Raw genomic sequence first — 25,411 nt, 5'->3', positions numbered from 1 at the left:
CACGAAAGCTGGTCTGTCCATCGGCGTCATCTGTTCGGACGTAGACACGGCCTCAGCGGCTCTTCGGCATCGCTCATTGGCGAATTTTTGATGACGTGTCGATTCCGTACGCCTCCACTCGATTAGATCAGGCGTCAAGACAACTTGTGGTATCCAAAAATCAATGGAGCCGAAAATGTTGAAACTATACGGAACGCCCCCAACCCGCGCCCTGCGCGTTATGTGGTTACTCAATGAACTAGGCCTGGAGTACGAGATGCTCCCGGTGCATATCCTGCTAGGCGAAAATACGCGACCGGACTTTCTGGCTCTCAACCCCGCTGCCAAGGTCCCTGTGTTGGTCGACGGGAGCTTGGTCGTGACCGAGTCGGTCGCGATTCAGCTCTATCTGGCGGACAAGAATCCTCAGGCGGGATACATCCCGGCGACGGTGGAAGACAGGGCGCAGATGTACCGTTGGATATTCTTCCTTGTGACCGAAATAGAACAGCCGCTCTGGCGCATCACGCGGCACACGTTTCTTTATCCGGAACATAAGCGATTACCGCAAGACATCGACCTGGCGAGGCAGGAATGCGTGGAGATGGTGGCGGTGCTCGAACGACACATGAAGGAGCGCGAGTTCATGGTGGCCGACCGGCTCAGCGTGGCTGATTTCACGGCGGCATATACGCTGGACTGGGCGAACGAAGAAAACATGCTCGACGGAGCACCGAGATTGAGAGAGTACCTGAAGTCGATGTACGCCCGCGCTGCCGCACCTCCAACAATTGCCGAGGCACTTGCTGCAAGCTAGGCGTCTTCGGCGATACGGTTATGGGCGAGTGCCTGGTGCTGGCTGTGTTGTTCAGGCCCGCTGAAAACGGCATCCAACCACCTGGCAGCGCCGCGACTCGTTCACGGGCACTGCCGACGCGGATGGGGCCGGCTGGCTGGTTGCAGCAGGAGTCCGGGCGGTGTTCAGTCTTCGGCGGGAGTGTCCCGCATCGTCACGAGGTTCGGCTCGCTAGAGCGCCGACTGTAAGGTTGCCGTGCGTCAAATATGACCGCCATGCTAACTGCCCTTGCTGCGGCCACACGGACCGGGTCGTTATATGGACCTTCGGTTCGGGAAGGTGAATCTGTTCGCTGTCCTCCTGCAGCGCTTCACGAGTGCCGAGGTCTGATTCGTCACCCAGCTGGCGGCAGCGCTGTCTCGCGCATCGCCTCGATAATTTGACCGAGCAATCGATGCAGCGCATCACGATGACCCATGGCGCCACCGGAGGGTTGTTGCGTATTTGAGGTCATCACCGCAGTCATGGCGAGCTCGGGCACCACGTACACCATCTGCCCACCGTAGCCCCAGCCGTAGCGCACGGCCATGTCGTCAAACTGACTGATGAACCAGCCGTATCCATAACCGTGACCGGTGTAGCGCGAGCGTGTGCGTGGCGTCCAGGAGGCCTCGATCCATTCCTTGGATAGCAGCCGTCCCCCGGAGGCCGTGACACCTTCGCGGCGATAGAGCTCGCCGAACGCGAGCAGCGAGCGCGGCGTCATCGCCATTTCGTTGCCGCCCAGGTAGATGCCTTGCGGATCACGGGTCCAGGCGCTGATGGCGAAGCCGTCGAGCGGCGCCAGCCATTGTCGTGCCAGTTGTAGGGTGGATTTGCCGGTGCGCCGGGTGAGAATGGCCGAAAGCAGATGGCTCGATCCGGTGGAATAGATCATCGCGCCGCCCGGTTCCGCCTCGAAGGGCCGTGCCAGTGCGGCCCTTACCCAGTTGCGGCTCGCTACCCAGGCGCCGTAGTGGCGTCCAGAAGTCGATCCGAGGCCTGCCTGCATTGAGAGCAGGTTGCCTACCGTCACCTGCTGCAATCGTGGATCAGCCTTTGCCGGCAAGTCCGCCTTCAGAAGCTCGGCGACGGGTTGATCCGTTCCTTCAAGAATGCCTTTGTCGATGGCGATGCCGACCAGCGCGGAAATCACTGACTTGGACGCGGATTTGATATTGGCCGGTGAGGTCGTGCGATGGCCGCGAAAGCCTCGCTCGACGATGATCTCGCCATGCTGGGCAATGATCAGGGTTTCCAGCTGTTCGAGCTGTTCGGCCTGCTTGAGCACGCCATCGAATCTGACAGCGGTTTCAGCGGAGCTCTGCAGGCTTATGACGAGCAGGAACGCCACGCCGAGTGTGTGGCGATACCCGTGGGGTGCTTGTGCGTTGGCGCCGGAGGAGAGAGATCGCATTTGGGTATGACCCGCGAATCATCTCGGCGTGCTGGTTTGCGTGGCGGTTTGCTGGTGCGACCCCTTCGTGCCCGGCGGGCTGCCGGACCTGCCTACGGTTACTGACGAATCCAGGTCTGGCTGCGTCCCAACGCTTCGATGCCGATGTAGCCGCGCACTTCCAGCTTGTCGCCGCCTTTGAGCAGCGTCGCCTTGGATCGGTAGGTCTTGCCCTTGGCGGGGTCGAGTATGGTGCCGCCGCTCCAGACGTTTTGGCCGTCGGGTTTGAGGTCCCAGAGAATTGTCATGCCGGTGATCGGCTTGTTTTTGCGATCGCCGTCGCACTCGCTGCATACCGGGTTGGGGCCGTGGTCCGACTGTAGAATTTCCGCCACCTTGCCGCTGAGGCTGCCGTCGGCGGCCTGTTGGATTTCAACGATGGACTTGGGCTTGCCGGTCTCATCGTCGATGGTCTGCCAGCGGCCCGCAGGCGATTCGGCGGCGAAGGCTAGCGAGGTGGTCAGGGGTAATGCCAGCAACAGGGTGGTAAGCAGTGAGTGCATGGATTCTCCGAGAGCAATAGTCGACCCCAGTGACTTTATCACTGGTTATGGGCGGTAGTGCCTCGGCTCGGTTGGAGCGTTGTCATCTGATCTAAGGCCATCAAACGTCGGAATGACGCACCAGCCAGGCGCAGAACCCTGTCACGTGGCTGTCACGCCAATGTCATAGGCTCGCTGCTTTCTGCCAGGGAGCCCGTTATGCCTACTCTTCGTCCGCTGCTGTTTGCGTTGTTGTTGCCCGGTTTGGCTTGTGCCGATGTACGCGTCGCCGGCCCGGTGGAGGCCGGTGTGTTCGAAAGCCGTTACCAGGACCAACAGCCTGGCGAACGGGTCCTGACTCGCGGCGATCAGCGCATCCTGGAGGTTGACCAAGTGCCGTTGAAGATTGGCACCAAGTTCGGCCTGCGCTACCGGTTGGAGGGCAAGCGTGCCGACGATACGCCGCTTACCTTGCTCTATCTGACGCCCGGCGTGGTCGATCCGAGCGGCCAACGGCACGACCGCTACGAAGTTGTGCAGAAGCTGGTTCCGGAGGCGCCAACGGATGTCATGGCATTCGAGTTCACCGAAACGCATGAGCTTGTTCCAGGCGAGTGGCACTTCCTGGTGTTCCAGGGCGACCGCAAGCTGGCTGAACAGCGCTTCCAGGTGCGTTGAGCGGTAAGCGAAGAGAACCAGGCACCCATCTCGCTTTTTTGGTCCTCGTCGCTGCGCCATGCTGGCGGCTGGCTCAGCAAAGGAGTGCGTCAATGAAACAGGGGAAATTTACCGCGTTGCTGCTGTGCGTCCTGACAATCCAGGCGCAGGGGGCGTTCAAGAACGAGGAAGAGGCGTTTGCCCGGCGGCAGGGCGAGCTGGATCGGCAATGCGAAGCGGCATGGGCCGAGAAGTTGGCGCCGTTACGCGAAGCGGCTTTTCAAGACTGCATGAACGCCAAGCGCAGTTCCCGGTCTGAAGCCGAATGCCAACGCAAGACGGCGGGCGAGAACGGAAATCGGGTCGGCGGGACGCCGCGCTTCTATGACTTGCCCGCGTGTGTCGAAGCCTTCGAGCACAAACGCCAGCGACCCTGAGACCGGTTCAGCCTTGAAGATCAGCCAGCATGGCGATGGCCACGGCTTCGGCCACCTTGATTCCATCGACGCCTGCCGAAAGAATCCCGCCGGCATAACCGGCGCCTTCTCCTGCCGGATACAGTCCGCGGGTATTGATGCTTTGCAGGGATTCGTTATTGCGCTTGATCCGCACCGGTGAAGATGTGCGCGTCTCGATGCCGGTTAGGATTGCGTCGGCGCGGTCGAACCCGCGGATCTGCTTGCCGAAGGCCGGCAGCGCTTCGCGGATCGCCTCGATGACGTAGTCGGGCAACGACGGAGCCAGGTCACCCAGACGCACGCCGGGCTTGTAGGACGGCTCGACCTCGCCGAAGGCTTTGGAAGCCCGGCCGCGGATGAAGTCGCCCACCAATTGCCCCGGTGCGCAGTAGTCATTTCCGCCCAGCTCGAAGGCACGCGATTCAAGTCTTTCCTGCAATTCGACGCCTGCAAGCGGGCCGCCGGGGAAATCCTCGTCCGGGTTGATGCCGACGACGATGCCCGCGTTGGCGTTGCGCTCGTTGCGCGAGTACTGGCTCATGCCGTTGGTGACTACGCGGTTCGGCTCGGACGTGGCTGCCACCACGGTGCCGCCCGGGCACATGCAGAAGCTGTAGACCGCCCGACCGTTTTTGGCGTGGTAGACCAGCTTGTAGTCGGCCGCGCCCAGCTCCGGATGCCCCGCGTATTTGCCCAGACGTGCGTTGTCGACCAGCGATTGCGGGTGCTCGATGCGAAAGCCCACGGCAAAGGGCTTGGCTTCGATATAGACGCCGCGCTCGTGCAGCATGCGGAACGTATCCCGCGAACTGTGACCGAGGGCGAGCACGACGTAGCGGCTGCGGATTTCTTCTCCATCGGTCATGCGCACGCCCTGGATACGGCCGTCCTCGATGATGAAGTCGACCACCCGGCTGTCGAAGCGCACCTCGCCGCCCAGCGCCTTGATCTCTTCGCGCATGGTCGACACCACGCCGGTCAGGCGAAAGGTGCCGATGTGCGGCTTGCTGACGAACATGATTTCTTCCGGCGCGCCAGCACGGACGAACTCGTGCATCACCTTGCGGCCGTAGAACTTCGGGTCCTTGATCTGGCTGTAGAGTTTGCCGTCGGAGAACAGCCCGGCGCCGCCTTCGCCGAACTGCACGTTGGATTCCGGACTCAGCACCTTCTTGCGCCACAGCGCCCAGGTGTCCTTGGTACGGCTGCGCACGTCGCGCCCGCGCTCCAGCACGATCGGGCGGAAGCCCATCTGCGCCAGGGTCAGCGCGGCGAACAGGCCGCACGGGCCAAAGCCAATCACCAGCGGACGCTCGCTCAGCCCGTCGGGGGCCTGGCCGACCGGGTAGTAGCCGGTGTCCGGCGAGACGCGGATGTTGCGGTCGTCGGCCAGCCGCGCGAGCACCTGCTCTTCATTCGCCACGCTGGCGTCGATGATGTAGACGAAGGTGATCTCGCTGTTCTTCTTGCGCGCGTCATAGCTGCGCTTGAAAACCGTGAAGTCCAGCAGCTCGGTGTCGCTGATCTTCAGGCGCGCAACGATCGCCTGGCGCAGCGCCTCGGCGGGGTGGTCGAGGGGCAGTTGCAGTTCAGTGATGCGGATCATGACAAGTCCTGGCCGGTGGCCCCGGCAGAGGTGATGACAGCCGTTCGATTCCCCGGCCACTAAGGGTCGGCGAATCGATAGGTCGAAGGGAGGCGCGCAGTGTAGCTGCGCGGGTTGAGGCTGTCATTCAGGCACTGGCGCATTGCCGGAGGCTCCCGCCTCGTTGCGTTTCAATGGCGCTGGACGGCGCAGCCCTGGTTACTGAAGCACGACCCTGGAGTTGAGTGGCTGCGGTGGGCGATTGTTGGCGTGGCCTACCGCCTTTGTCAGTGCGTTGATCTGCTTCTCGGAGGCGATCAGCGGCTGCTTCAGCACCAGCCAGCGCACGCCTTCGGTGCAGGGTGGCGTGGTCAGCGAGCCGCTGAAACGGTAGTAGTCCAGATTATCGGGCAGCAGTTCGCTGGCGTTGGCCATGGGCGCGATCTGCTGGGTCTGGCCATCTGTCGGCGGTTTGTCCCACAAACGAGCCAGCGCGGCGTTGTGCTCGCCGGTCTTGAACATCAGCGCGAGGACCGCAAGGTTGCCGTCCTCGTCGGCATGAACCAGATGCCCTTCCAACGGATAGGACTGGCCCTTGATCAGATTCTCGCTGGGCATATGAAAGTGGAACTGCAGCAGCTCGTAGTCCTTGCCATCGAGCGTCAGATGGCTGCCGGGCTCATAGACCACCTGCACTGTGTGCCCGAGGTTGACGACCTTGCTTGCGCCCGCCGAGTAGCTGAGCTGTAGCGGAGCCAGTTCGGCCTCGACGAAACCGCTGAGGTCGACCGGTGCCTGGTTCTTGCCACCGCAGGCGCTGAATTCCGGCGTCAGCTTTGCCCAGTTCTCCGGCCCCGCTTCTCCGGAATAGCCCCAGTGAGTACCTGGCGTAACGGCCGTTGCATTCGCGCAGGCGAGCAAAACGCCAAGACCAAGTGCAGCTCTTTTCATGCAAACCTCTCCAACTTCATCTATGGACAGAGCAGGCCCGGAACAGCGGCGCGCCCGAGCCTTCTGACAAGGCAAGCCGGCAGATTGCTCGCCCGTTGCGCCTCGGGCCGACGGTCTGCATTAGGGCCGGTACGCGTTGGACGCAGGGATGAGTTGGCGGGTTTCGGTCATCTGGCAAAGGTTTCGTTTGACGCTACGCTGTGACTGAGCGCTCGCTTTTGAACGCCTGGTGCACGCTGGTCGCGGCGGTCCGGGGCGCTGAGCAGAAAAACAATAATGATCGTCCAGCGAGACGACCCTCGATGAGGTTGGTGCCCTATGAAACATGCTCCCTTGAGTGCGTTGCTGATCTGCATGTCCGGACTGGCGGTGGCCGCGCCCACCAGTGACGAAGCGCTGGAGCGCATGCGCTCGATGAAGACCACCGGCCAGTCCCTCGACATGAAAACCGTGCCACAGGACGGCGAGATCGCCGATGCGATCCGCAACAACCTGGAGCGCATCAAACTGCCGGATGGCTTCAAGATCGAGCTCTACGCGGTGGTGCCCGATGCGCGGCACATGGCGGTGGGGCCGTCCAGCGGCGTGGTGTTCGTCGGCACGCGCAAGACCGATCTGTGGACTGTCACCGATCGCACCAAGAACCGTACCGCCGACGAGGTCAAACGTTTCGCCCCGGCCATCTCTTTTACCCAGCCGGGCCCATGCTTCAGTCCGGATGGCTTTCTCTTCGTCGCCGAGCACAACCGCGTGCTGGTCTTCCCCGCGGCAGAGTTCTTCTACGAGGGGCCGGATGTCGCTGCCGATATCGTGGTCCCCTCCGGCGAGCTGATCCCCTCCGATGAGGAGAGCTACAACCATGGCGCGCGGGTCTGCGCTGTCGGGCCGGACAACAAACTCACCGTGTCCCTGGGGCAGCCGCACAACGTGCCGCCGAAGGACAAGCTGGAGCTATACAACCAGCACGGCATCGGCGGCATCGTGCGCATGGAACGTGACGGCAGCAAGCGGGAGGTCTATGCCACTGGTGTACGCAACTCGGTGGGGATCACCTACAACCCGACCACCAAGGAGCTGTGGTTTACCGATAACCAGGTGGACGGCATGGGCGACGACATCCCGCCGGGTGAAATCAACCATGCGCCGAAGGCCGGCATGCAGTTCGGCATGCCCTGGTATGGCGGCGGTCAGGTGCGTACCAACGAATACGCTGAAGAGACGCCACCGGAGGGCCTTACCTTCCCGGTGGTAGAGACGGTCGCCCACGCGGCGGATATGGGCCTGATGTTCTACACCGGCAAGATGTTTCCCGAGGAATACCGCGGCGGCTTGTTCAGCGCGCAGCGTGGCAGCTGGAACCGCACCGAACCGGCCGGTGCACGGGTGATGTTCACTCCGTTCGCGGCAGACGGCTCGGCACCATCCGGCGACACGGTGCCGTTCGCCGAAGGCTGGCTGAACGAGGACACCGGCGAGTACTTCGGCCGCATCGTCGATGTGGCGCAGTTGAAAGATGGCTCACTGCTGGTGAGTGACGACACTGCCGGGGCGATCTACCGGATCTCCTATGACGGCGATTCGAACTGACGTCAGCTTTTTCTGTGAGGCTGCCCGGCTCGTTCATTCGAGCCAGGCGGCGTAGTCCTGGGAGTGATTCGTATGGCTAGACATCGTCGTGGCGGGCTGCTGGTACCCTGGCTAATGTTGCTGGCGTTGCTGTTCGCAACAGAAGTGAGAGCTGCGGATATCGGTGCGGGGAAAACCAAGGCAAAGATGTGCGCGGCCTGCCATGGCCTCGATGGGTTGAGCAAAGTCGCTGATGCGCCGAATCTGGCTGGCAACGGCGAGCTCTATCTGTCCCGCCAGCTCAAAGCCTTCCGCAGCGGCGAACGCAAGCACCCACAGATGTCGGTGATCGCTGCAGGCCTGAGCGATGACGACATTGCCAATTTGGCCGCCTGGTATTCCGCGATCAAGGTCAGCGTTGAACTGCCGGAGTAGCACGACGGTGCGCGTTTTTCACCTGCCGGCGCTTACGCCTTATACTCGCGCGCCATCGAGGCTCGGCGTGTGCCGGCTCTCCCGTTGCCAGAAGGATTGTCCATGCTTAATAACGATGTGATGCGCAGCCTGCGCTACATCCTTAACGTCAACGACGCCAAGATCGCCGAAATCACTCGGCTGACCGGTTGCGAGATTCCCGACAGCGAGGCGGTGGCCTACCTGAAGAAGGAGGATGAGGAGGGCTTCAAGCCCTGTGGCGATCGGATCATGGCGCATTTCCTCGACGGCCTGGTGATCTACAAGCGCGGCAAGGACGAGAGCCGGCCGACACCGCCGATCGAACTACCGGTCACCAACAACATGGTGCTGAAGAAGCTGCGTGTGGCCTTCGAACTGAAGGAGGACGACATGCACGCGATTCTTCAGTCGGTCGACTTCCCTGTGTCCAAGCCGGAACTCAACGCGCTGTTCCGCAAGGTCGGGCACAGCAACTACCGTGTCTGTGGCGACCAACTACTGCGCAACTTTCTCAAAGGGTTGGCGCTGCGCGGGAAATGATCGGGTAGCGGGCCGCTGAAGCCTTTTGCGCGGATCTAGCAAAAGAACCGCCAGGGCGGGTCACTTATAAGTGTCTAGGCAAAGCAAAGCACCGCGGCATTATGGCCCGGCCTGTAGGAGCGAGCTTGCTCGCGAAGCTTTTTGCGTGGCGTGGATTAGCGAGCAAGCTCGCTCCTACGGGGCTGCGGGGTTCGCTTAGAGCAGAAAAACGCCGCAATCTGCATAAGAATGCGGCGTCTCCCCTAAGTGACCGACATTACGCCGGGGCGGGGCTCATGAACCGATCAATCCTTAGTTCTGCACCATCGCGATGACCTTGTCGCGCAGCTGCGGATCGTTCTGTACGGCCTGGTTGATGGCGTTGTACTCCTCGATGCTGAGGTCGTTGTCTTCAACGGTGCTCATCATCTTGTCGTTGGCTTGCTGCTGCAGTTGCTGAGCCTCGGCCGGGTCACCGGTCTTTTCCAGCTTGGCGGTGAAGTCCTCGCGAATCTCCATGATCTCGCCCAGCGAGTCGGCAAACTTCTCCAGCTTCTTGTCGCTGATGTCTGCTGCCTGCATCGCCGGTGCCGGTTGCGTGGCCGGCGCCGGACTGGCCTGCTGCGCGGATACCTGGGCGGCGCCAGCGGCCATCAGAAGAGCGGTAAGGCTGGCGGAAACGAGGCGAGCGTTTAGCTTGGTCATGTTCGATATTCCTGCTGTTGAAAGACGCCAGGGGCGTTGCATCAGCCATGCCAGCCTGAACGGGTATCTCCAAGTGTTTGATTTGTAGAGTTTTTTGCCGTCCGTCCTGTTCGCATCGACGCTAAAGAGGTGGCTCTGTATCGTGCCAGAATGGCACATGTAGCAGTTTGGCAAAGAACATCGACCCTGCGCGGCGCGCTTTTGTTGAAGGTGGTGATCCCGCTGGTGGCGATCATGCTCGGCTTCAGTTATCTGCTGTTGTGGACGGTCGAGCGCAACAGCGAGCGGCGCTTGCAAGAAGAAGTCGAACTGGTGGCGCGGGCGGTTCGGCTGCCGCTCAGCGACAGCCTGGAAAAGCAGCACGACCGCACTGCGCAACAGGTGCTGGAGTCGGTGCTCGGCGTAGGCCGCGTCTACGGTGCTTATCTCTATGACGATCAAGGTGAACTGGTGGCATTCGCCGGAGGCATCGCGCCGGACCAGGATCAATCCTCGATCCAGCAACTGACCGCCGATGGCAAGCGTCGCGGCGGTTATCAGCGCATCCGCGGGCGCGAGGTCTATTCCTATTTCCTGCCGCTGGAGCAAAGCGGCGGGCGTATCAACGGGCTGTTGCAGGTCACCCGACGCTGGAATGATTTCGAACGTGACACCCGGCAGCTGCGGGTGATTGCCGGCATTTCAGCTGCGGTGCTGGCGTTGGCTGCGATCTGCATCGTGCTGCTCGGGCATTGGTCGGCCATCGGCCGCCACCTGCATGAACTGACACAGAGCATGGCGCGGGTCGCCGCCGGCGATCGCAAGCATCGAGCCCCGCGCAGCGGCCCGCAGGAAATCGCTGTGCTCGGCCGGGCGCTGAATCAGATGCTCGACAGCATCGCCGATGCCGAGCAGCGCATGGCCGAACAAAAGGCGCGCGAGGCAGAACTCGAGACCCGTTTGCGACGCACCCAGCAACTGGCGGCGGTTGGCCGCCTGGCTGCCGGAGTGGCACATGAACTGGGCAGCCCGCTCAGCGTCATCGACGGTAAGGCCCAGCGCGTATTACGCAGCGAGACGCTGGAAGACGGCCCGCGCAAGGGGTTGCTGCAGATTCGTAGCCAGGTGCAGCGGCTGAGCGAGATAGTTCGCCAATTGCTGGACTTCGGTCGCGCGGCTGGTCAACCGCCGCGGCGCATGCCCGCCGAGGTGCTGGTGCACTCGGCGGCCGCAGCCGTGGCCGACGAGCTGGCATCGCTGAACGTGGAGCTCAGTCTGGAGGCGCCTCCGACTGCGCTGTACTGCGAGGTGGATCCGCCGCGCTTCGAACAGGCTTTGACCAACCTGCTGCGCAACGCCGCCCAGGCCAGCCCAGGCGGCCAAGTGGCGCTGCGCTGGTGGCAGGAGGCCGACTGCTTGATGTTCCAGGTTGAAGACGATGGCCCGGGCGTCGCCGAGCAGCACCGCACCGCCCTGTTCGAACCGTTCTTTACCACCAAACCGGTGGGCAAGGGCAGCGGCCTGGGGCTGGCCGTGGCACATGGGGTGGTGGCCGAGTGCGGCGGTCGTCTCGAGCTGGTCGAGAGCTCGCTGGGTGGCGCGGCGTTTCGTATTTCCCTGGCGCTCGCCAACGAGGACGACATAGATGCAGATGGATGACACCGCTCCACAACGGGTATTGATCGTCGAAGATGACGACAGCCTGCGCCAGCTGCTGGTCGAGGAGCTGGAAGACCGTGCGCTGCAGGTGCATGCCGTGGCGAGCGCGGAGGACGCCGTACCGCTGCTGGAAAGCTGGGAGCCAGATCTGGTGGTCAGCGACCTGCGCCTGCCGGGCGCCGATGGCATGGCGCTGCTGCGGCGGGTCAAGGCGATGCAGGCGGCGCCGGCGTTTTTGGTGATCACGGCGTTCGGCAGCATTCAGCAGGCAGTGGCGGCGCTGAAGGAAGGTGCCGACGAGTTCCTTACCAAGCCGCTGGACCTGGAGCACCTTGGCCTGGCCGTGTCGCGCGCGTTGGAAACGCGCCGGCTGCGCGACGAGGTGCGACGCTTTCAGCAACTGCTCAGCGATGACCGCTTCCATGGCATGCTCGGCCGCAGTCGAGTGATGCGCGAACTGTTCGACCAGATCCGCCAACTGGCCCGCGCCGCTGGGCCGGTGCTGGTGATCGGCGAAAGCGGCACCGGCAAGGAGCTGGTCGCTCGAGCCATACACGCCGAGAGTGAGCGGGCGCAACGGCCGTTTCTGGCTATCAACTGTGCCGGGCTGCCGGCCGAACTGCTGGAAAGTGAATTCTTCGGCCATGCCGCCGGCGCCTTCACCGGCGCCAATCGCGCGCATAAGGGCCTGTTTCAGCAGGCCGATGGCGGCACCCTGTTTCTCGACGAGATCGGCGAAATGCCGCTGCCGCTGCAGGCCAAGCTGCTGCGCGTGCTGCAGGAAGGCACCATCCGGCCGGTGGGCGGCGAACGCGAACTGAACGTCGATGTGCGCATCATCGCCGCGAGCAACCGCCCGCTTGAAACCGCGGCCGGGCGCGAGTCGTTTCGCGAGGACCTGTTCTTCCGCCTGGAGACCTTCATCCTGCAGGTGCCGCCCCTGCGTGACCGGGAGGAGGACCGCGAGCTGCTCGCCGCCGGTTTCGTCGCGCATTTCGCCGCGCGCGATGGCCGCCCGGTTCGCGGTCTGTCGCGCACGGCACTGGAGCAGCTGCGGCGCTATCCGTTTCCTGGCAACGTGCGGGAATTGCAGAACGCCATGGAGCGCGCGGTAACCTTTTGCCATGGCCGTAGCATTGAGCTGGAACATCTGCCGGCGCGCATTACCAGTTATCAGGAGAGCACACCCAGTGCTCGTGCCGACGACCTGCTTGGGTTGATGATCGATGGCCCCTTGCTGCCGACCCTCGATGAGCTGGAGATGCGCTATATCCGCCATGTGCTGGAGCGGGTCGAGGGCAACAAGCGACGCGCGGCCGCATTGCTCGGCATCGGCCGACGCACGCTGTACCGTCGGCTGGGCGAGCGGGAACAGGACGATGTCTGAGCCCCCGCCGCCTCCAATTGCAGGCCTCAAGCGGAACGATCTGCGTGTGGCGATAGCCCAAGGTTCAAAGGCCTTGAGTGGGGTGCGGCATGACATTCTCGATCGTTGCAAGATGCGCGCGAACCGGTCAGCTGGGCGTTGCCGCCGCGACGGCCATGCCCGCCGTCGGCAAGCTGCTGACCCATGCCGCCGCAGGTGTCGGTGCGCTGGCAACCCAGGCGCGTATCAATCCCTATCTCGGCATTGACGGGCTTGATCTCCTGCGAGAGGGCGTCGATGCCCGCGAGGTGATCGAGCGCCTCAAGCCGACCGATCCCTGCATGTCGCAACGTCAACTGGCGGTGGTCGACAATCAGGGGCAGGTGGCTTGCTGGACCGGCGACCAGTGCCTGCCTTGGTCCGGCTCCATCAGCGGTGATGGCTTCTGCGTGCAAGGCAACCGGCTGACTGGCCGCGACGTGCTCGAAGCGGTGGTCGATGCGCTCAACTGCACGCGCTTCCTGCCGCTGGTGGAACGCCTGATGGAGGCGCTCGCCGCTGGCGATAGCCTCGGTGGCGACCGGCATGGCGAGTCGTCGGCAACGATCTATGTGGTCGACCGCGAGGAATACCCGCTGTGGGACATTCGCGTTGATCATCACCCCGAGCCGCTGACCGAATTGCGCCGGCTACACGCGGTGTTCGAGCGCCAGGTGCTACCCGAGATGCTGCGCATGCCGACTCGGGCCAACCCTGCCGGTGCCGCCGACGAAGATCCGATCTGAATGCCTGCGCTCAGCTCTGAGCGGGGCTGGCATGTGCATGCAACGGTTCGAGGCGCAGCTCGGTCGAGCGATTGCGGATCGCCATCCATTCGGCCAACGCGGCCGCCGAGCGCGGCGGTGAAATCAGATAACCCTGGAACAGGTCGCAGCCTGCCTGCAACAGCGCGGCCTGCTTTTCCAGGGTATCCACGCCCTCGGCGCTGACCCGCTTGCCCTGCGCCTGGCAGAACGCGACGATCGCCGTCAGGCTTTCCTGCATGTCGGCGCGGGTCAGGCGTTCGATGATGGCCATGTCCAGCTTGATGGTATCGGCCGGATATTCAAGCAGCTGCTGGATCGAGGTATAGCCGACGCCGAAATCATCGATGGCCACGCGGAAGCCGGCCATGCGGATCGCGCGAACAACCTCCATGGTGTTGCTGTTCAGTTCGGCGGCGTGGGTCTCGGTGAGTTCGATCTCGATACGGCTGGTGCAGATGCCATGATGCGCAGCACGCTCGATCAGGTAATTGCAGAGACGATCATCGGTCAGTTGCGCGGATGACACGTTGATCGCCAGGATCACGTGCTCGCCGAACAACCGGACCAGCTCGGGGTAGTTCGCCAACGCATGGTTGATCACCCAGCTGTCGATTTTCGGGAACAGCCCGGCGCGTTCGGCGATGGGAATGAATTCTCCCGGCGATACCGTGCCCAGCAGCGGCGAATGCCAGCGCAGCAGCACCTCGCAGCTGACCACGCGGCCCTCGCGGTCCACCTCCGGCATGTAAACCAGGCGGAACTGATCGTCCCCATCGAGCAGACGCAACTGCTCCTCGACCAGGCGGATGCGCTGGTTACGTTGCTCCAGCTCCGCGGAGAAGGCCACGGCGACGTTCTTGCCTTCGGCCTTGGCCTGATACATCGCCGTATCGGCACGGGTCAGCAACTGGGTGATGGACTCGGCGTCGGCAGGGTAGCGGGCGGTGCCGATGCTGACGCTGACCGGGTACATGCGGTCTTCCTCACGGAAACCACCCTGGCATAGATGCAGCACGGCGTCGGTGAGCGCCGGCAAGCTGTCGGTGCCGGCATCAGCCATCAACAAGATGGCGAATTCGTCCCCGTATAGCCGTGCGAAGGCTGTCTCGGTATCAGGATGGGCCTGCCGATACTGCTTCAGCACGCCTTGTACGCGTTTGGCGAAGATCCGCAGCAGCGCATCGCCGGCATCGTGACCATGCTGGTCGTTGATCTGCTTGAAGTTATCCAGATCGAGAAACAGCAGCGCCAGTTGCCGGCCGTCCCGCACGCACCGTTCGTACATCGCGCTGGCCAGCATGCCGAAGTGAGACCGGTTACTGATATGGGTCAGGCCGTCGGTCCAGGAAATCTCCTGAATATGTTGCAGCGCGGCGGTGTTGCGCTCGTGCAGCGTCTTCATGTTCAGGGTCAGGCGACCGATCTCGCCGCCATCGCCGGGCTGGTCCAGGGCGTCACGCTTGCGCAACAACAGATCGGTGAGCTGGCTGTCGAGTTGGCTGATGGGGTCGGTGACGTAGCGGCGGATCAGTACCAACAACAGACCGATGGTAATCAGGCAAACCAGCGAGCCGCCGGTGATAAAGGCCACACTCAGGGTCTGCAGGCGGCTGGCGATATAGTCCGGTGCCGGTGTCAGTCGCGCCTGCAGTGCGCTCGACAGCTCGATATCGGCCGATAGGCCGGTCGCAACCGGTGGCAATGTCGGGGCGATTTCGACCGTCGCGCCATATTCCCGTTCGAGGCGCTCCTTCAGTGCGACGAAGCGTTCCGGCCGTACCGCCAGTTGCACGGCGAAGGCCTCGGCCCGCTGGCTTGGCAACGGCTGGCTGCCTGAGGCTGGCAGGATGAAATCGGTGTCCAGCAGCAACGGCCCATTGTTGGTATCGGTCAGGTAGCTGATCTCACCCGTGTCGACCGCCTGCCTGGCATCACGGACCGCTTGCTGCTGCCGGGCATTGATGGTGGCGAATGGCGACAGGCTGCTTTCGAAGTAGTAGGCCACCTCGCCGTCAGGCTGGACGATCGCGAAGGAGACGAACGGCAGCCCGCTGGTGGACAGCGAGCGGATGCTTTGCTGAATGCGCAGGCCCAGCGTTTCGTTGCGGTAGGCAGTGTTCGACTCGCGCAGAAACAGCAACAGCGCCTCGCTGTCGATGATCGAGTAGAGCACGCTGCGGCTGAACGCCTCGTAGTCCATGTAGGCAGACTTCAATACCGATAGCTGTTGCGCCAGGCGTGCCTGTTCGAGACCCAGCAGCGCGGCCCGCTGGGTCAGGTAGGCGGTGGACGCGGCCACCAGCTGTATGATCAGGATGACCGGGAAAATCACCAGCAGCGCGCGTTTACCGAGCGTCATGGGCGTTAATCAGTGCGCTGATGATGCGTCGCCGCGTCTGCGTGGCTTCCATTGGCCGCGTCTCGAAGACCTGACTGCGCTCCAGCACCTCGTCTGGCGGATAGATGCTCGGATCCTGTCGGATCGCGTCAGGCAGCAACGCTCGAGCGGCGGCGTTGGGTGTTGCGACGCCCAGCTCGGCCGCGTTCAGTGCGGCGATCTCGGGGTCGCTGATAAAGTTCAGGAAACGGTAAGCCAGTGCCTTGTTTGGGGTATTAGCCGGGATCGACAGGCAGTCGACCCAGAGCAGCGTGCCCTCCTTAGGCACCACATAGCGCCACGGCTCGCCCTCGATACCCTCGACTTCGTTGAGCACCTGCTGGTCGCCGCTATAGGCCAGTGCCATGTCGGCCTGGTCGAGATGGCGCTGACTTTTCAGCGAGGTGATCGCGTATTCGTAAGTCAGCACGGCGCTGGACTGCGCCTGAAGCAGTTCGAAGGCGGCCCTGAGCTCGTCGTTATCGGACGTATTGATCGAACGCTGCTGGTAGATCAGCGGGGCGGCGAGGATGTCTTCGTGGTCTTCCATCATGATGATATGCGGTTCGTCGCGCTTGGTCGGTTGCAGCAATGCAGCCCAGGATTGCGGGGCTTCGGCGATACGGTCGGCCCGATAGACGATGCCCAGCGTGCCCCACAGGTAAGGGACGCTGTAAGCACCGCAACTGTCGCGCCAGCGTTGCGAGACGTTGCGCAGCTTCGGCAGTTCAGCATCGCTGATAAGCTCGAGCAGGCTGCGCGAGCCAAACCGGTCGGAGCTGATTCGCCCGGCCACGACCAAGTCGATCCGGTGCTCCGGCTTGGCAAGAATCTCGTCGCGCTTGTCGCCGCTATCGAAATAGATCTGCTGAAGGGCGACGCCGGTTTCGGCCTGCCAGCGCTCGATTACCGCTTCGCTGAGATACTCTTCCCAGTTCAGCAGTGTCAGCGTTTCCGTTGCGCGCACCAGGCCCGAGGGAAACAGCAGACTGGCGGCGACCAGAACGGCGCCGCACAGGCGCCACGCAGGCGACTCCGGGTTGTTGTCATTCATCCGTTGCTCCATCCGCTATGGCACTGCCTTGGTCGGCTCGCTGAGTTCGGCTAGGCGTAGCGATTACGCATGTGCGTACTGCCTGCCTTCCGGATGTTCCGTCGCGTCGGCTCGGCTTCGAACGTCATTGCGGGGATCAACCGGATTATCGGCCTGCGGTAGTGGCACTTTAATGGCGTCAGATGAATGGCAGCAATGTTTTTTTACGAGTTGTTTGCTGCCAGTCGATCAGCGGGCGGGGACGGCCTGTTTACCGTGACGTATGTGCGGGCGAGGCGGGGTCTGTAACCAGGGCGCCAGCAGGCGCGTGGAAAGCGGAATGAACAGATAGGTCATCAGCGGCGTGAGCGCCAGCGTGGTGAGCAGAATGCGCATCACCAGGCTCAGCTCGCTAAGTGCACCGCCGAACATCAGATTGAACAGCAGCGATACCGGAAAGAACGCCAGCCAGATCGCTACGCTCTGCTTCCAGCGCGGCGGGGGCGCACTGTCGTTTCCACCGAACCAGGTGCCGATGCCGCGGGCGCGGTGCTCGTGGGGTTGCCCGAACAGTTCGCTGCCGCGTTGCAGCCAGGCCCGGCGCGAGGCCGAATGTTCCCAGCTGTCGAGGGTCTGCTCGTCGGCGAAGCGGAAGACGATCTGGAATTCATCGTCGCCTGGCGGCGGTGCCAGCACGCCGGAGCCGAGGTAGCCGGGAAAGTCCGCGGCCAGCTGTTCGCCTTCGTGCAGCCAGGCGAGGAGATCGTGGTAACGGCCATCGCGCACGCGGCGGGCCACCATCAGCGTGACGGGTTCGGTAGACATCGTGTATCTCCAGTATCAAGCCGGCCACCCGGATAGGGCATTCGGCAAACGCAGCGCCGGGATGGTGGGCTGCGAAATGGGTCAGGCAAGGGTCATGCCTCGGTCGTCAGACAGTGCCAGACCACGCGGGGTCGGCATCGCCGGGACGACGGCGCACTATACGGAGATTTGTTGCACTTGGAAGGGGCGGCATGTCATGAAGGTACAGACCAGGGGTGGCCGGTCGGATCTGCTTCATACGGGGACTGGCGCCGCGGCGGCTGGGCGACCTCTTCGAGCAAAGCCAACTTCCGGTTTGTGACCGCTGCGCTTGAAGCGCTTGCATCCTTCGGTCCTACTAGCGACCCATTGCTGCGTCACAGGGAAGGAACGCCATATGCAAGATAACCGCAGGCCCATCAAGTCACGATCCCAACGCTGGGCAACGACACTTGCCACGCTTTTGATCGCCCATGATGTCTCGCCTAATCAGATATCAATCGCAAGTATCGGTTTCGCGGTCGTTGCAGCAGCAGCTTTGGTAGCTTCTGCCAGCGTCATCGTCTCATTTGCCGCCATCCTGTTCATTCAATTGAGGCTGGTTTGCAACCTGCTCGACGGCATGGTGGCCGTCGAGGGCGGTAAGCAATCGAGACTTGGCAGTCTGTACAACGAATTTCCGGATCGCATTGCAGACACCGTGCTGATCGTGGCGCTGGGATATGCAGCAGGTAGTCCGTCGCTTGGCTGGTTCGCTGCGCTTGCCGCTGCATTGACGGCCTACGTGCGGGTGTTTGGCGGCGCTCTCGGGCTTAAGCAGACCTTTAGCGGCCCCATGGCGAAGCAGCACCGGATGGCGGCCATGACGGCTGGTCTGGCGCTGAACATCCCAGAATCCATCTTCTTCGCCACGTCCAATTCGCTATTGCTCGCGCTTGTCATCATTGCGGCTGGTTCAGTCATGACGTGCGTGAGTCGCACAAGGATCATTGCCGGTCAGTTGGCGCGTGCCGAGTCTTCTGGTTGAGCCTTTTCCGTACAGTGCGCTATTGCAGCCGTGCACCAAATGCCCTCAGTGCAGCCTCGCCGACCACATCCTCGGCGAGCAGCGGCAGTTGTTGAATCGGCAGGTTCGGCAATGCCTGCTGGAGGCTGTCCAGATGGCGCTGCTCCCCAGCGTGGCGTTCGGCAAGAAAGGCGCCGGCATTGCTTGGCGAACGCTTGTTCACCACCAGTCCGGCGACGTCGATGCCGCTGCGCTGCAGCTGGGCCTGTAGCTCGATGGTTTCCAGCATCGGCAGGCGCTCGGCGGCCAGCACGATGATGAACGCGCAGCGCTGGCGATCCTGAATCACGTCACGCAGCTGGCTGAAGCGCTCTCGCCGCCGGTAGAGCAGCTGGCGCACACGTTGCTGGCGGTCGTCGCCGTCACTCGCTTCGCGGCCGAGGATGCTTTCACCCAGGCCTGCGTCGTCCTTGCCAATATTGCGCAACACATCGCCGAAGCGCTTGCTGCGTTCCTGACGCTGCAGCAAGCCTTCGGTCCAGGCGGTCATCATTTCCGGCAGGGCCATCAGCCGTGAGGTATGGCCCGACGGGGCGGTGTCGAACACCAGCAGATCGTAGCGATCAAGGCCCTGGGTGACGGTATCGGCGATGCGCTCGAGCAGCGCCGCTTCGTGCATGCCGGGTGCATCGCGGGACAGCGCCATGTGCTTATCGACTTCGCCGGCCAGATGCGGCGGCATCAATCGGCGCAGGGCGGCACCCACTTCGTTCAGATGACTGCGCACGGTGAGCTCGGGATCAAGCTCCAGGCCATCGAGACCCGCGGCCAGGCGCACGATGCTGGCGCCAATCGGGCGATTCCAGAGATGCCCCAGGTTGTGCGCCGGGTCGGTGGAAACCAGCAGCACGCGGCGTCCGGTCCCGGCTTGCTGCAGGGCGGTAGCGGCGGCAACGGTGGTCTTGCCGACGCCGCCCTTGCCGCCGATGAACAACACTCGGCGCTGCGCAGCCAGCTCTAGCAACATCCGATGTGATCCAGCGGCGAGTGCTCCATGCCCATGCGTCGATGCCAGTCATGGAAGCGCTCGTAGAGTTCGGGCATCAGCTCCAGGGTGTACCAGGCCGCGGGGTTGGGCACACCCAGCGCCTCGGAAAAAACCAGCAGCATGAACAGGTCGTCCTCGTCGCGCCGGGCACGGGCGAATGTGCGCCGGTAGGGCGCGACATAGAACTCCTGCAGTCCATCGGCAAGCTTTTGCAGGAAGAGTCGTTCCCCGCTCATGGCAGCGGCTCGTCAGTCGTCATCTCGGCAGCCGGATCACGGCCTTTGCGCATGGCGCCTATCGCTTCAAGCGTGACCCACAGCGCGGCGATCAGGATCACCACATCCATACCCAGCAGCAGCCAGTTCTCGGCGCGATAGAACTGGCCCATCTGCACCAGCAGTGCGTATATCGACATGGCGAGCAGGAACACCAGCGGCACCAGCGTGTAGATGGCCGGCCGGCCCTGCTTGATCAGCAGCACCGTGACGATCGACAGCGTCAGCCCCGCCAGGAGTTGGTTGGTGGTGCCGAACAGCGGCCAGATGGCCATGCCGCCACTGCCCTCGGAGCCAGCGCCGAATGCCAGCGCCATGCACACGCCGACGGCGATCAGCGTGCCGACCAGCGTGTTCACTTTCATACCGGCCAGTTCGCCGGCTTCCTGGATCACGAAGCGCTGCAGGCGCAGGCCGGTGTCCATGGTGGTGCCGGCGAAGAGGATCGCCATCACCGCGAGGATGGTCGCGCCGAGGTCGGCGGGCAGGCCCAGGCCATTGGCGAGCAGGGTGCCGCCGCCCTGAACGAAGGCATTCACGCCGCCCTGACCGAAGGCGGTATAGACCTGCTGCCAGTCGAGCAGCGTGGCGAAACCGGCTGTGCAGCAGATGATCGCCGCCAGCGAGAGCATGCCTTCACCGACTGCGCCGAAATAGCCGACGAAGCGGGCGTCGGTCTCCTTGTCCAGCTGCTTGGACGTAGTGCCGGATGCAACCAGCCCGTGGAAGCCGGAGATGGCACCGCAGGCAATGGTGACGAACAGGAGCGGCACGATGCTCGGACTGTCGGCCGGCAGTTCTGCGTTGTAGGCCGCGCCACCAGTTCAGGGGCGCCAAACAGTACCGAGAAATACAGCAGGCCGAGGCCGACGAACAATTGCAGGCCATTGATGTAGTCGCGTGGCTGCAACAGCACCCAAACCGGCAGCAGCGAGGCGATGGCGGCATAGGCGAACAGCAGCAGGATCCAGAACGACTTGGCGCTCAGCCCGAGCACTGTGTCGGGCAGCGTGATCGGATAAGCGCTGCCCAGCAGGATCAGCAAATAGAGCACGATCACACCGCCCAATGAGGGCCAAAGCAGTTTGACGTTGTAGCGATAGATCAGCTGGCCGATCACCAGCGCGACGACGATCGCGCCCCACACCGGAATCACCGAGGTGGGCGTCGACACCAGCAGGTTGGAAATCACCGCGGCAAAGGCACCATTGACCATCAGCAATACGAGAAAGATCACCACCAGGAACAGGCTGCGTCCACGCGAGCCGATCAAGCGGCCACTGAGCATGCCTACCGATTGCCCCTTGTTGCGGGCGCTGGCCCAGAGCGCGCCGAAGTCATGAATGCCGGCGAAGAAGATCGTTCCCAGCACTACCCAGAGAAAGGCCGGCACCCAGCCCCAGATAACGGCAATGGCCGGGCCGACAATGGGCGCTGCGCCGGCAACGGAGGTGAAGTGGTGACCCCAGAGTACGAACTTGTTGGTTGGCACGTAATCCACGCCGTCGCGCATGGTGTGGGCCGGGGTGCGGTAGTTGGGATCGAGACGGTAGATTTTCTCGGCGATGAACTTCGAGTAGAACAGATACCCCAGCGACATCGCCGCCAGCCCCACAATCATCAACGCAATCGCACTCATCGAAGGCTCCTCGCACGCGTGCCCGATACAGGCATCACGCAGGCTTGGGCTGTCGCCCGCTAATAACTAGGCACCCTGACGGGTGCTGTGTTCGGTATCGACCAGCAAGACCCTGCGGCGGCGCACCGCGAGCCAGAGCAGGACGGCTGGGCGATTGAGCTTCGAGCGGCCGCAACGCAAAAGGTTTCCCCGGTAGGGCGGGGAAGCGACCGGGCGGCTATCGCATGCATGAAGGCTCTGGCACCGGGGCTGGAGGCGATCATCGAGCGATTGCGGAAGCCCGATTCGCCGGGCCGCTCAGCGAAACGCGAACCCTGGCCGGTGGTTCAGGTCCGTTGAAGAACGAGCCTGATTCACCGGAGCCTGTTCATGGAGCGCCTCACGTTGCTGTCGCTGGGTAGCATCAATGCCGATTTCCAGGTGCGGATTGATGAGCCGCCCGGCGGTCGTGAAACCCTGCTGGCTCATGATTTGTGTCGCCTTTCCGGTGGCAAGGCCAGCAATACTGCCTACCTCGCGGCCCGCTTCGGTCTGCGCAGCATCCTGCTCGGCCGAGTGGGCGACGATGCATTGGCCGAGCAGGCGCTTGCGCCGTTGCGCGAGGCCGGCGTTCAGGTCGAGGGGGTCGGGCAGGCCGAAGGTCAATCCACCGGCGTATCGATGATCATGGTGCCGCCGGATGCGAAGAAGCAGATCGTCCTGGCCACGGAGGCCAACGACTATTGGGATGACGCGGCTGCCGACGCCATGACCGCGTGCATTGACGGCTGCGAAACCCCGGCCAGCCTGGTGCTCGATTACGAAATTCCGGGTTGGGTTGTGCGCCGCGCCATCGAGGCTGCGGCGCGCAAGGGCTTGCAGACGGTGCTCGACCCGTCCTTCCCGGATCGTCTCGAGCGCGACCTGTTAGGCAAGCTGCACGCCATCGCGCCGAACCTGCCCGAAGCCGAGGGCCTGGTCGGGCGTTCCATTGGTTCGGTAGCGGAGGCCGCCAGCGCTGCGCGTGAATTACAGCGGTCAGGCACGCCCATCGTCTGCATCAAGCTGGCGGATGGCGGCTGCGTGCTAGCCAGTGAGCAGGCGTTGCTGCACATCCCGCCGGGCGAGGTGGTACCAGTGGACACGACCGGTGCTGGCGATGCCTTCACTGGGGTCTTCGCCATCGCGCTGCTGGAAGGTCGTGCTCCCCGAGAGGCCGCCGCCTGGGGCGTGGCGGCGGCAAACCGGGCGGTCTCCGGCTATAGCTCGCAGCCCAGCTACCCGACGCGTGAGCAGGTGGAGCGGATGGCGAACGGTCTGCTGGAACGGACGAGGGCAGTCGATGGGTAATCGGCAAGCGCCGTGCAAGCTGGTCTTCGATCATTACGATCCGGCCGATGAGCGCCGCCGTGAAGCGCTGTTGGCGCAGGGCAACGGCCTGTTGTCCTGCCGCGCCAGTGCCCCGGAGGCCGCCGCGTTGCATACGGCGAATGCCGGCGATCACTACGCCGGCTTCTACCGCGCCGGCTGGTATGACCATGCGGCCCGGGAGGTCAACGGCAGCAAGGTAGAGATGGCAGCGCTGGTCAACCTCCCGGACCCCTTCGGGCTGAGCTTCGCATTGAATGACGGCGATTGGTACCGCCTCGATGGGGTCGAACTGCGCCGTTATCGACAGTCGCTGACGCTGGACAGCGGCCTGCTGGAGCGCGAGCTGGACTTCGAACTGGCGGGCCACGTGCTACAGCTGCACGAAACCCGCTTCGTCAGCATGGCCACCCCGCAGCTTGCAGTGTTGCGCTGGGCGCTTAAGATCCCGCCGCAAGTCGACCGGCTGCGCTTGCGCACTGCCCTTGATGGTGGTGTCACGAACGCGGCCATACGGCGCAATCAGGCCTATGAAGGGCAGCGGCTGCGAGACGTCGTGCTGCAGCACGAGGAGGACGGGCGCGCCGCGCTCAGCGCCGGATTGGCCGATGAAGAGCACCGGCTGGTGATGGCCGCACAGGTCCGCACGCCTGGAATGGACCTGCGGTGGCGGGGTCGGCAGGCCGAGCAGAGGCTGTTACAGCAAGCCGAATGCCGTCGTCCCGCCGATGGCCGGTTTATCATCGAGAAGCGGGTGGTGGTCCAGGTCGACCAGGAGCGGCCAAGGGATGACGGCATGGCGCGTGCGCAGTTACTTCAGCAGCTACCGGACGACAGCTTTGCCGATCTGCAAAGGGCGCACAGCGATGCCTGGGCACGGCTCTGGCAGCGGATGCGCATTGATGCCGATGACCCGCGGCTCGAGCTGACGCTACGCTTTCATGCCTTCCATCTGCTACAGACGGTGTCGCCACACAGCGTCGGGCATGACATCGGCTTCCCGCCGCGCGGCTGGATGGAGGGCTACTACGGCCAGGTATTTTGGGACGAGCTGTTCGCTTTTCCGTTTTTCGCCACGCACTTCCCGGAACTGGCGCGCAGCCTGCTGGATTACCGCCATCGACGCCTGGATAAGGCCCGTGAGCGGGCGCGCGGCTCGGGCTGCACGGTGCCATGTTCCCCTGGCGCAGCGCCTGCAGCGGCGAAGAGGAAACTCCGCCCTGGCAGTGCAATCCGATGTCGGGCCGCTGGATGGCCGATCACACCTACCTGCAGCGGCACATCGGTTCCGCCGTGGCTTACGACGCGTGGCAGCTGTATCTGGCGACTGGCGACGAGACATTGCTGGCCGGTCCAGCTGGTGAGCTGATCATCGAAGTCGCGCGCTTCTGGACCAGCCTGGTGCGCTTTGACCCGGCGCGGCAGCGCTACCTGATCTGCGATGTGATCGGCCCCGACGAGTACCACAACGGCTACCCCGGCGCCGCCGAACCGGGGCTGGACAACAATGCCTACACCAACCTGATGGCGACCTGGACCTTGTGCCGGGCCCTGCAAGTGCTGGAGCTGCTGCCTGAATCCTGCGTCGCCGCGCTGGCCGAGCGGCTGAAGCTGGGCGTGGACGAGCCCGCCCGATGGCGGGACATCAGCCGGCGCATGTATCTGCCCTTTATCGACGAGGATGTGCTCTGTCAGTTCGAGGGCTTCGAGCAACTGCAACCGCCGCCGCAGGAGTGGCTGCATGGGGATCGGCCGCGCCTGGACTGGATGCTCGAAGCGCGCCACGACAGCAGTGACGGCTATCAACTGACCAAGCAGGCCGATGTGCTGATGGCCTACCACCTGCTGCCGCAGCCGGCGCTGGATTCGTTGCTCGAGCGGCTCAGTTATCACCACGACGAAAAAAGCAGGCGCCACACCCTCGCTCACCACCTGGCGCGTATCACCCATGAGTCGAGTTTGTCGAAGGTAGTGTGCGCCGGTGCGTTGGCTCTGGTCGACAGCCAGGCATCCTGGGCGTATTTCCAGCAATCCTTGAATACCGATCTATACGCACCGGATAACCAGGGCACGCAGGAGGGCGTCCATCTGGGGGCGATGTGCGGCTCGCTGGACGTGCTGCAGCGGCACTATCTCGGGGTGCGACTGGAACTCGATGGGCTGCACATTTTTCCGGCAATGCCGGCAGAGCTGGGCGACCTGACTTTGCAGCTGACCTACCGCCAGGCGCGGCTCGAGTTGCAGCGGCGCGGCGGGCAGTTGTGGGTGGCTGCCCATGCTGACAACCAGGTGCCGGTACCGGTACGACATGCCGAGGGGCGGGCGCAGCTCGAGCCCGGCCAGTCACTTCTGGTGCCGTGTCGGGTTGGGGTGTGAGTCGCGGCATGCGGCTTATCGCCGGTCAACGCATCGATACCCGTCG

22 protein-coding genes and 3 pseudogenes are annotated in these 25,411 nt (G+C 63.3%); 12 read left to right on the top strand and 13 right to left on the bottom strand.

Annotated features, from left to right (window positions below; all coding sequences use genetic code 11):
* Positions 1–175 precede the first annotated feature (175 nt).
* On the top strand, positions 176–796 hold the full coding sequence (locus DQ405_RS00630; RefSeq protein WP_168422438.1) for a glutathione S-transferase family protein: 621 nt from the start codon (positions 176–178) through the stop codon (positions 794–796).
* 374 nt (positions 797–1,170) lie between these two features.
* Here the strand turns inward: DQ405_RS00630 and DQ405_RS00625 are convergent, their stop codons facing one another.
* Together DQ405_RS00625 and DQ405_RS00620 are read right to left on the bottom strand one after the other, a co-directional pair.
* Positions 1,171–2,232 (bottom strand): serine hydrolase domain-containing protein, encoded by a 1,062-nt coding sequence (locus DQ405_RS00625; protein WP_168422437.1) that lies wholly within the window; start codon positions 2,230–2,232, stop codon positions 1,171–1,173.
* Positions 2,233–2,330: 98 nt separating this feature from the next.
* Complete coding sequence (locus DQ405_RS00620; protein WP_168422436.1) at positions 2,331–2,774, bottom strand: DUF2147 domain-containing protein; 444 nt, start codon at positions 2,772–2,774, stop codon at positions 2,331–2,333.
* A 198-nt stretch (positions 2,775–2,972) separates the two neighbouring features.
* Here DQ405_RS00620 and DQ405_RS00615 point away from each other — a divergent pair, with 198 nt between their 5' ends.
* Complete coding sequence (locus tag DQ405_RS00615; protein ID WP_168422435.1) at positions 2,973–3,431, top strand: DUF3859 domain-containing protein; 459 nt, start codon at positions 2,973–2,975, stop codon at positions 3,429–3,431.
* 92 nt (positions 3,432–3,523) lie between these two features.
* Entirely contained in the window at positions 3,524–3,847 is a 324-nt protein-coding gene (locus DQ405_RS00610) for a hypothetical protein (protein WP_168422434.1), read from the top strand.
* Positions 3,848–3,854: 7 nt separating this feature from the next.
* Here the strand turns inward: DQ405_RS00610 and DQ405_RS00605 are convergent, their stop codons facing one another.
* Both DQ405_RS00605 and DQ405_RS00600 read right to left on the bottom strand, forming a co-directional pair.
* Complete coding sequence (locus DQ405_RS00605) at positions 3,855–5,474, bottom strand: NAD(P)/FAD-dependent oxidoreductase (protein ID WP_168422433.1); 1,620 nt, start codon at positions 5,472–5,474, stop codon at positions 3,855–3,857.
* A 198-nt stretch (positions 5,475–5,672) separates the two neighbouring features.
* The gene (locus tag DQ405_RS00600) at positions 5,673–6,404 is read right to left on the bottom strand and encodes a carbonic anhydrase (RefSeq protein WP_168422432.1); all 732 of its coding nucleotides are present in this window, start codon (positions 6,402–6,404) and stop codon (positions 5,673–5,675) included.
* Positions 6,405–6,722: 318 nt separating this feature from the next.
* Here DQ405_RS00600 and DQ405_RS00595 point away from each other — a divergent pair, with 318 nt between their 5' ends.
* The 3 genes from DQ405_RS00595 (at position 6,723) to DQ405_RS00585 (ending at position 8,966) form a co-directional block, all read left to right on the top strand.
* A complete protein-coding gene (locus tag DQ405_RS00595) occupies positions 6,723–7,991 on the top strand; it encodes a PQQ-dependent sugar dehydrogenase (protein ID WP_168422431.1) in 1,269 nt (422 codons plus the stop codon).
* Between the two features lie 114 nt (positions 7,992–8,105).
* On the top strand, positions 8,106–8,405 hold the full coding sequence (locus DQ405_RS00590; protein ID WP_446730853.1) for a c-type cytochrome: 300 nt from the start codon (positions 8,106–8,108) through the stop codon (positions 8,403–8,405).
* Between the two features lie 102 nt (positions 8,406–8,507).
* Positions 8,508–8,966, top strand: a complete 459-nt coding sequence (locus DQ405_RS00585; protein WP_019341757.1) for a DUF1456 family protein — start codon at positions 8,508–8,510, stop codon at positions 8,964–8,966.
* 291 nt (positions 8,967–9,257) lie between these two features.
* On the opposite strand, the gene DQ405_RS00580 is transcribed toward DQ405_RS00585, so the two are convergent.
* The gene (locus DQ405_RS00580; protein ID WP_168422429.1) at positions 9,258–9,650 is read right to left on the bottom strand and encodes a DUF4168 domain-containing protein; all 393 of its coding nucleotides are present in this window, start codon (positions 9,648–9,650) and stop codon (positions 9,258–9,260) included.
* Positions 9,651–9,800: 150 nt separating this feature from the next.
* Here DQ405_RS00580 and DQ405_RS00575 point away from each other — a divergent pair, with 150 nt between their 5' ends.
* The 3 genes from DQ405_RS00575 (at position 9,801) to DQ405_RS00565 (ending at position 13,439) form a co-directional block, all read left to right on the top strand.
* Positions 9,801–11,288, top strand: coding sequence for a sensor histidine kinase (locus DQ405_RS00575; protein ID WP_168422428.1), 1,488 nt, complete (start codon positions 9,801–9,803; stop codon positions 11,286–11,288).
* Positions 11,281–12,675: a sigma-54-dependent transcriptional regulator gene (locus DQ405_RS00570; RefSeq protein ID WP_206678893.1), complete on the top strand. Its 1,395-nt coding sequence runs from the start codon at positions 11,281–11,283 to the stop codon at positions 12,673–12,675. Before DQ405_RS00575 ends, DQ405_RS00570 begins: the two co-directional genes overlap by 8 nt.
* 89 nt (positions 12,676–12,764) lie before the next feature.
* Positions 12,765–13,439, top strand: coding sequence for a DUF1028 domain-containing protein (locus DQ405_RS00565; protein ID WP_168422426.1), 675 nt, complete (start codon positions 12,765–12,767; stop codon positions 13,437–13,439).
* Between the two features lie 10 nt (positions 13,440–13,449).
* Here DQ405_RS00565 and DQ405_RS00560 read toward each other — a convergent pair whose 3' ends face one another.
* From DQ405_RS00560 to DQ405_RS00550, 3 genes are all read right to left on the bottom strand, one after another.
* Positions 13,450–15,819, bottom strand: coding sequence for a putative bifunctional diguanylate cyclase/phosphodiesterase (locus DQ405_RS00560; RefSeq protein ID WP_168422425.1), 2,370 nt, complete (start codon positions 15,817–15,819; stop codon positions 13,450–13,452).
* Positions 15,806–16,891: a polyamine ABC transporter substrate-binding protein gene (locus tag DQ405_RS00555; protein WP_168422424.1), complete on the bottom strand. Its 1,086-nt coding sequence runs from the start codon at positions 16,889–16,891 to the stop codon at positions 15,806–15,808. Before DQ405_RS00555 ends, DQ405_RS00560 begins: the two co-directional genes overlap by 14 nt.
* Before the next feature lie 228 nt (positions 16,892–17,119).
* Positions 17,120–17,695 carry an antibiotic biosynthesis monooxygenase gene (locus DQ405_RS00550; RefSeq protein ID WP_168422423.1) on the bottom strand — a complete coding sequence of 192 codons (576 nt, stop codon included), beginning with the start codon at positions 17,693–17,695 and terminating at the stop codon, positions 17,120–17,122.
* Positions 17,696–18,071: 376 nt separating this feature from the next.
* On the opposite strand from DQ405_RS00550, the gene DQ405_RS00545 reads away from it, so the two are divergent.
* Positions 18,072–18,701, top strand: coding sequence for a CDP-alcohol phosphatidyltransferase family protein (locus tag DQ405_RS00545; protein ID WP_168422422.1), 630 nt, complete (start codon positions 18,072–18,074; stop codon positions 18,699–18,701).
* 19 nt (positions 18,702–18,720) lie between these two features.
* On the opposite strand, the gene DQ405_RS00540 is transcribed toward DQ405_RS00545, so the two are convergent.
* The 5 genes and pseudogenes from DQ405_RS00540 to DQ405_RS00530 form a co-directional block, all read right to left on the bottom strand.
* Positions 18,721–19,707 carry an ArsA family ATPase gene (locus tag DQ405_RS00540; protein WP_168422421.1) on the bottom strand — a complete coding sequence of 329 codons (987 nt, stop codon included), beginning with the start codon at positions 19,705–19,707 and terminating at the stop codon, positions 18,721–18,723.
* Positions 19,698–19,964, bottom strand: coding sequence for a cory-CC-star protein (locus DQ405_RS00535; RefSeq protein WP_168422420.1), 267 nt, complete (start codon positions 19,962–19,964; stop codon positions 19,698–19,700). Before DQ405_RS00535 ends, DQ405_RS00540 begins: the two co-directional genes overlap by 10 nt.
* Positions 19,961–20,635, bottom strand: a complete 675-nt coding sequence (locus DQ405_RS27385; RefSeq protein WP_241729739.1) for a carbon starvation CstA family protein — start codon at positions 20,633–20,635, stop codon at positions 19,961–19,963. Before DQ405_RS27385 ends, DQ405_RS00535 begins: the two co-directional genes overlap by 4 nt.
* Before the next feature lie 27 nt (positions 20,636–20,662).
* Positions 20,663–20,776, bottom strand: a pseudogene (locus DQ405_RS28050) (carbon starvation CstA family protein); the annotation flags it as partial.
* Positions 20,777–20,862: 86 nt separating this feature from the next.
* Positions 20,863–21,603: pseudogene (locus DQ405_RS00530) on the bottom strand (carbon starvation CstA family protein); the annotation flags it as partial.
* Positions 21,604–22,011: 408 nt separating this feature from the next.
* Between DQ405_RS00530 and DQ405_RS00525 the strand changes: the two are divergent.
* The gene (locus tag DQ405_RS00525; RefSeq protein WP_168422419.1) at positions 22,012–22,971 is read left to right on the top strand and encodes a PfkB family carbohydrate kinase; all 960 of its coding nucleotides are present in this window, start codon (positions 22,012–22,014) and stop codon (positions 22,969–22,971) included.
* A pseudogene (locus DQ405_RS28420) lies at positions 22,964–25,365 on the top strand (glycoside hydrolase family 65 protein). The gene DQ405_RS00525 and the pseudogene DQ405_RS28420 overlap by 8 nt, the downstream one beginning before the upstream one ends.
* Positions 25,366–25,411: the final 46 nt, after the last annotated feature.

Source organism: Pseudomonas sp. SST3 (assembly GCF_003325755.1).
Note: the sequence above shows the minus strand (reverse complement) of the source record. Positions and strands in the feature narration are given on the sequence as shown.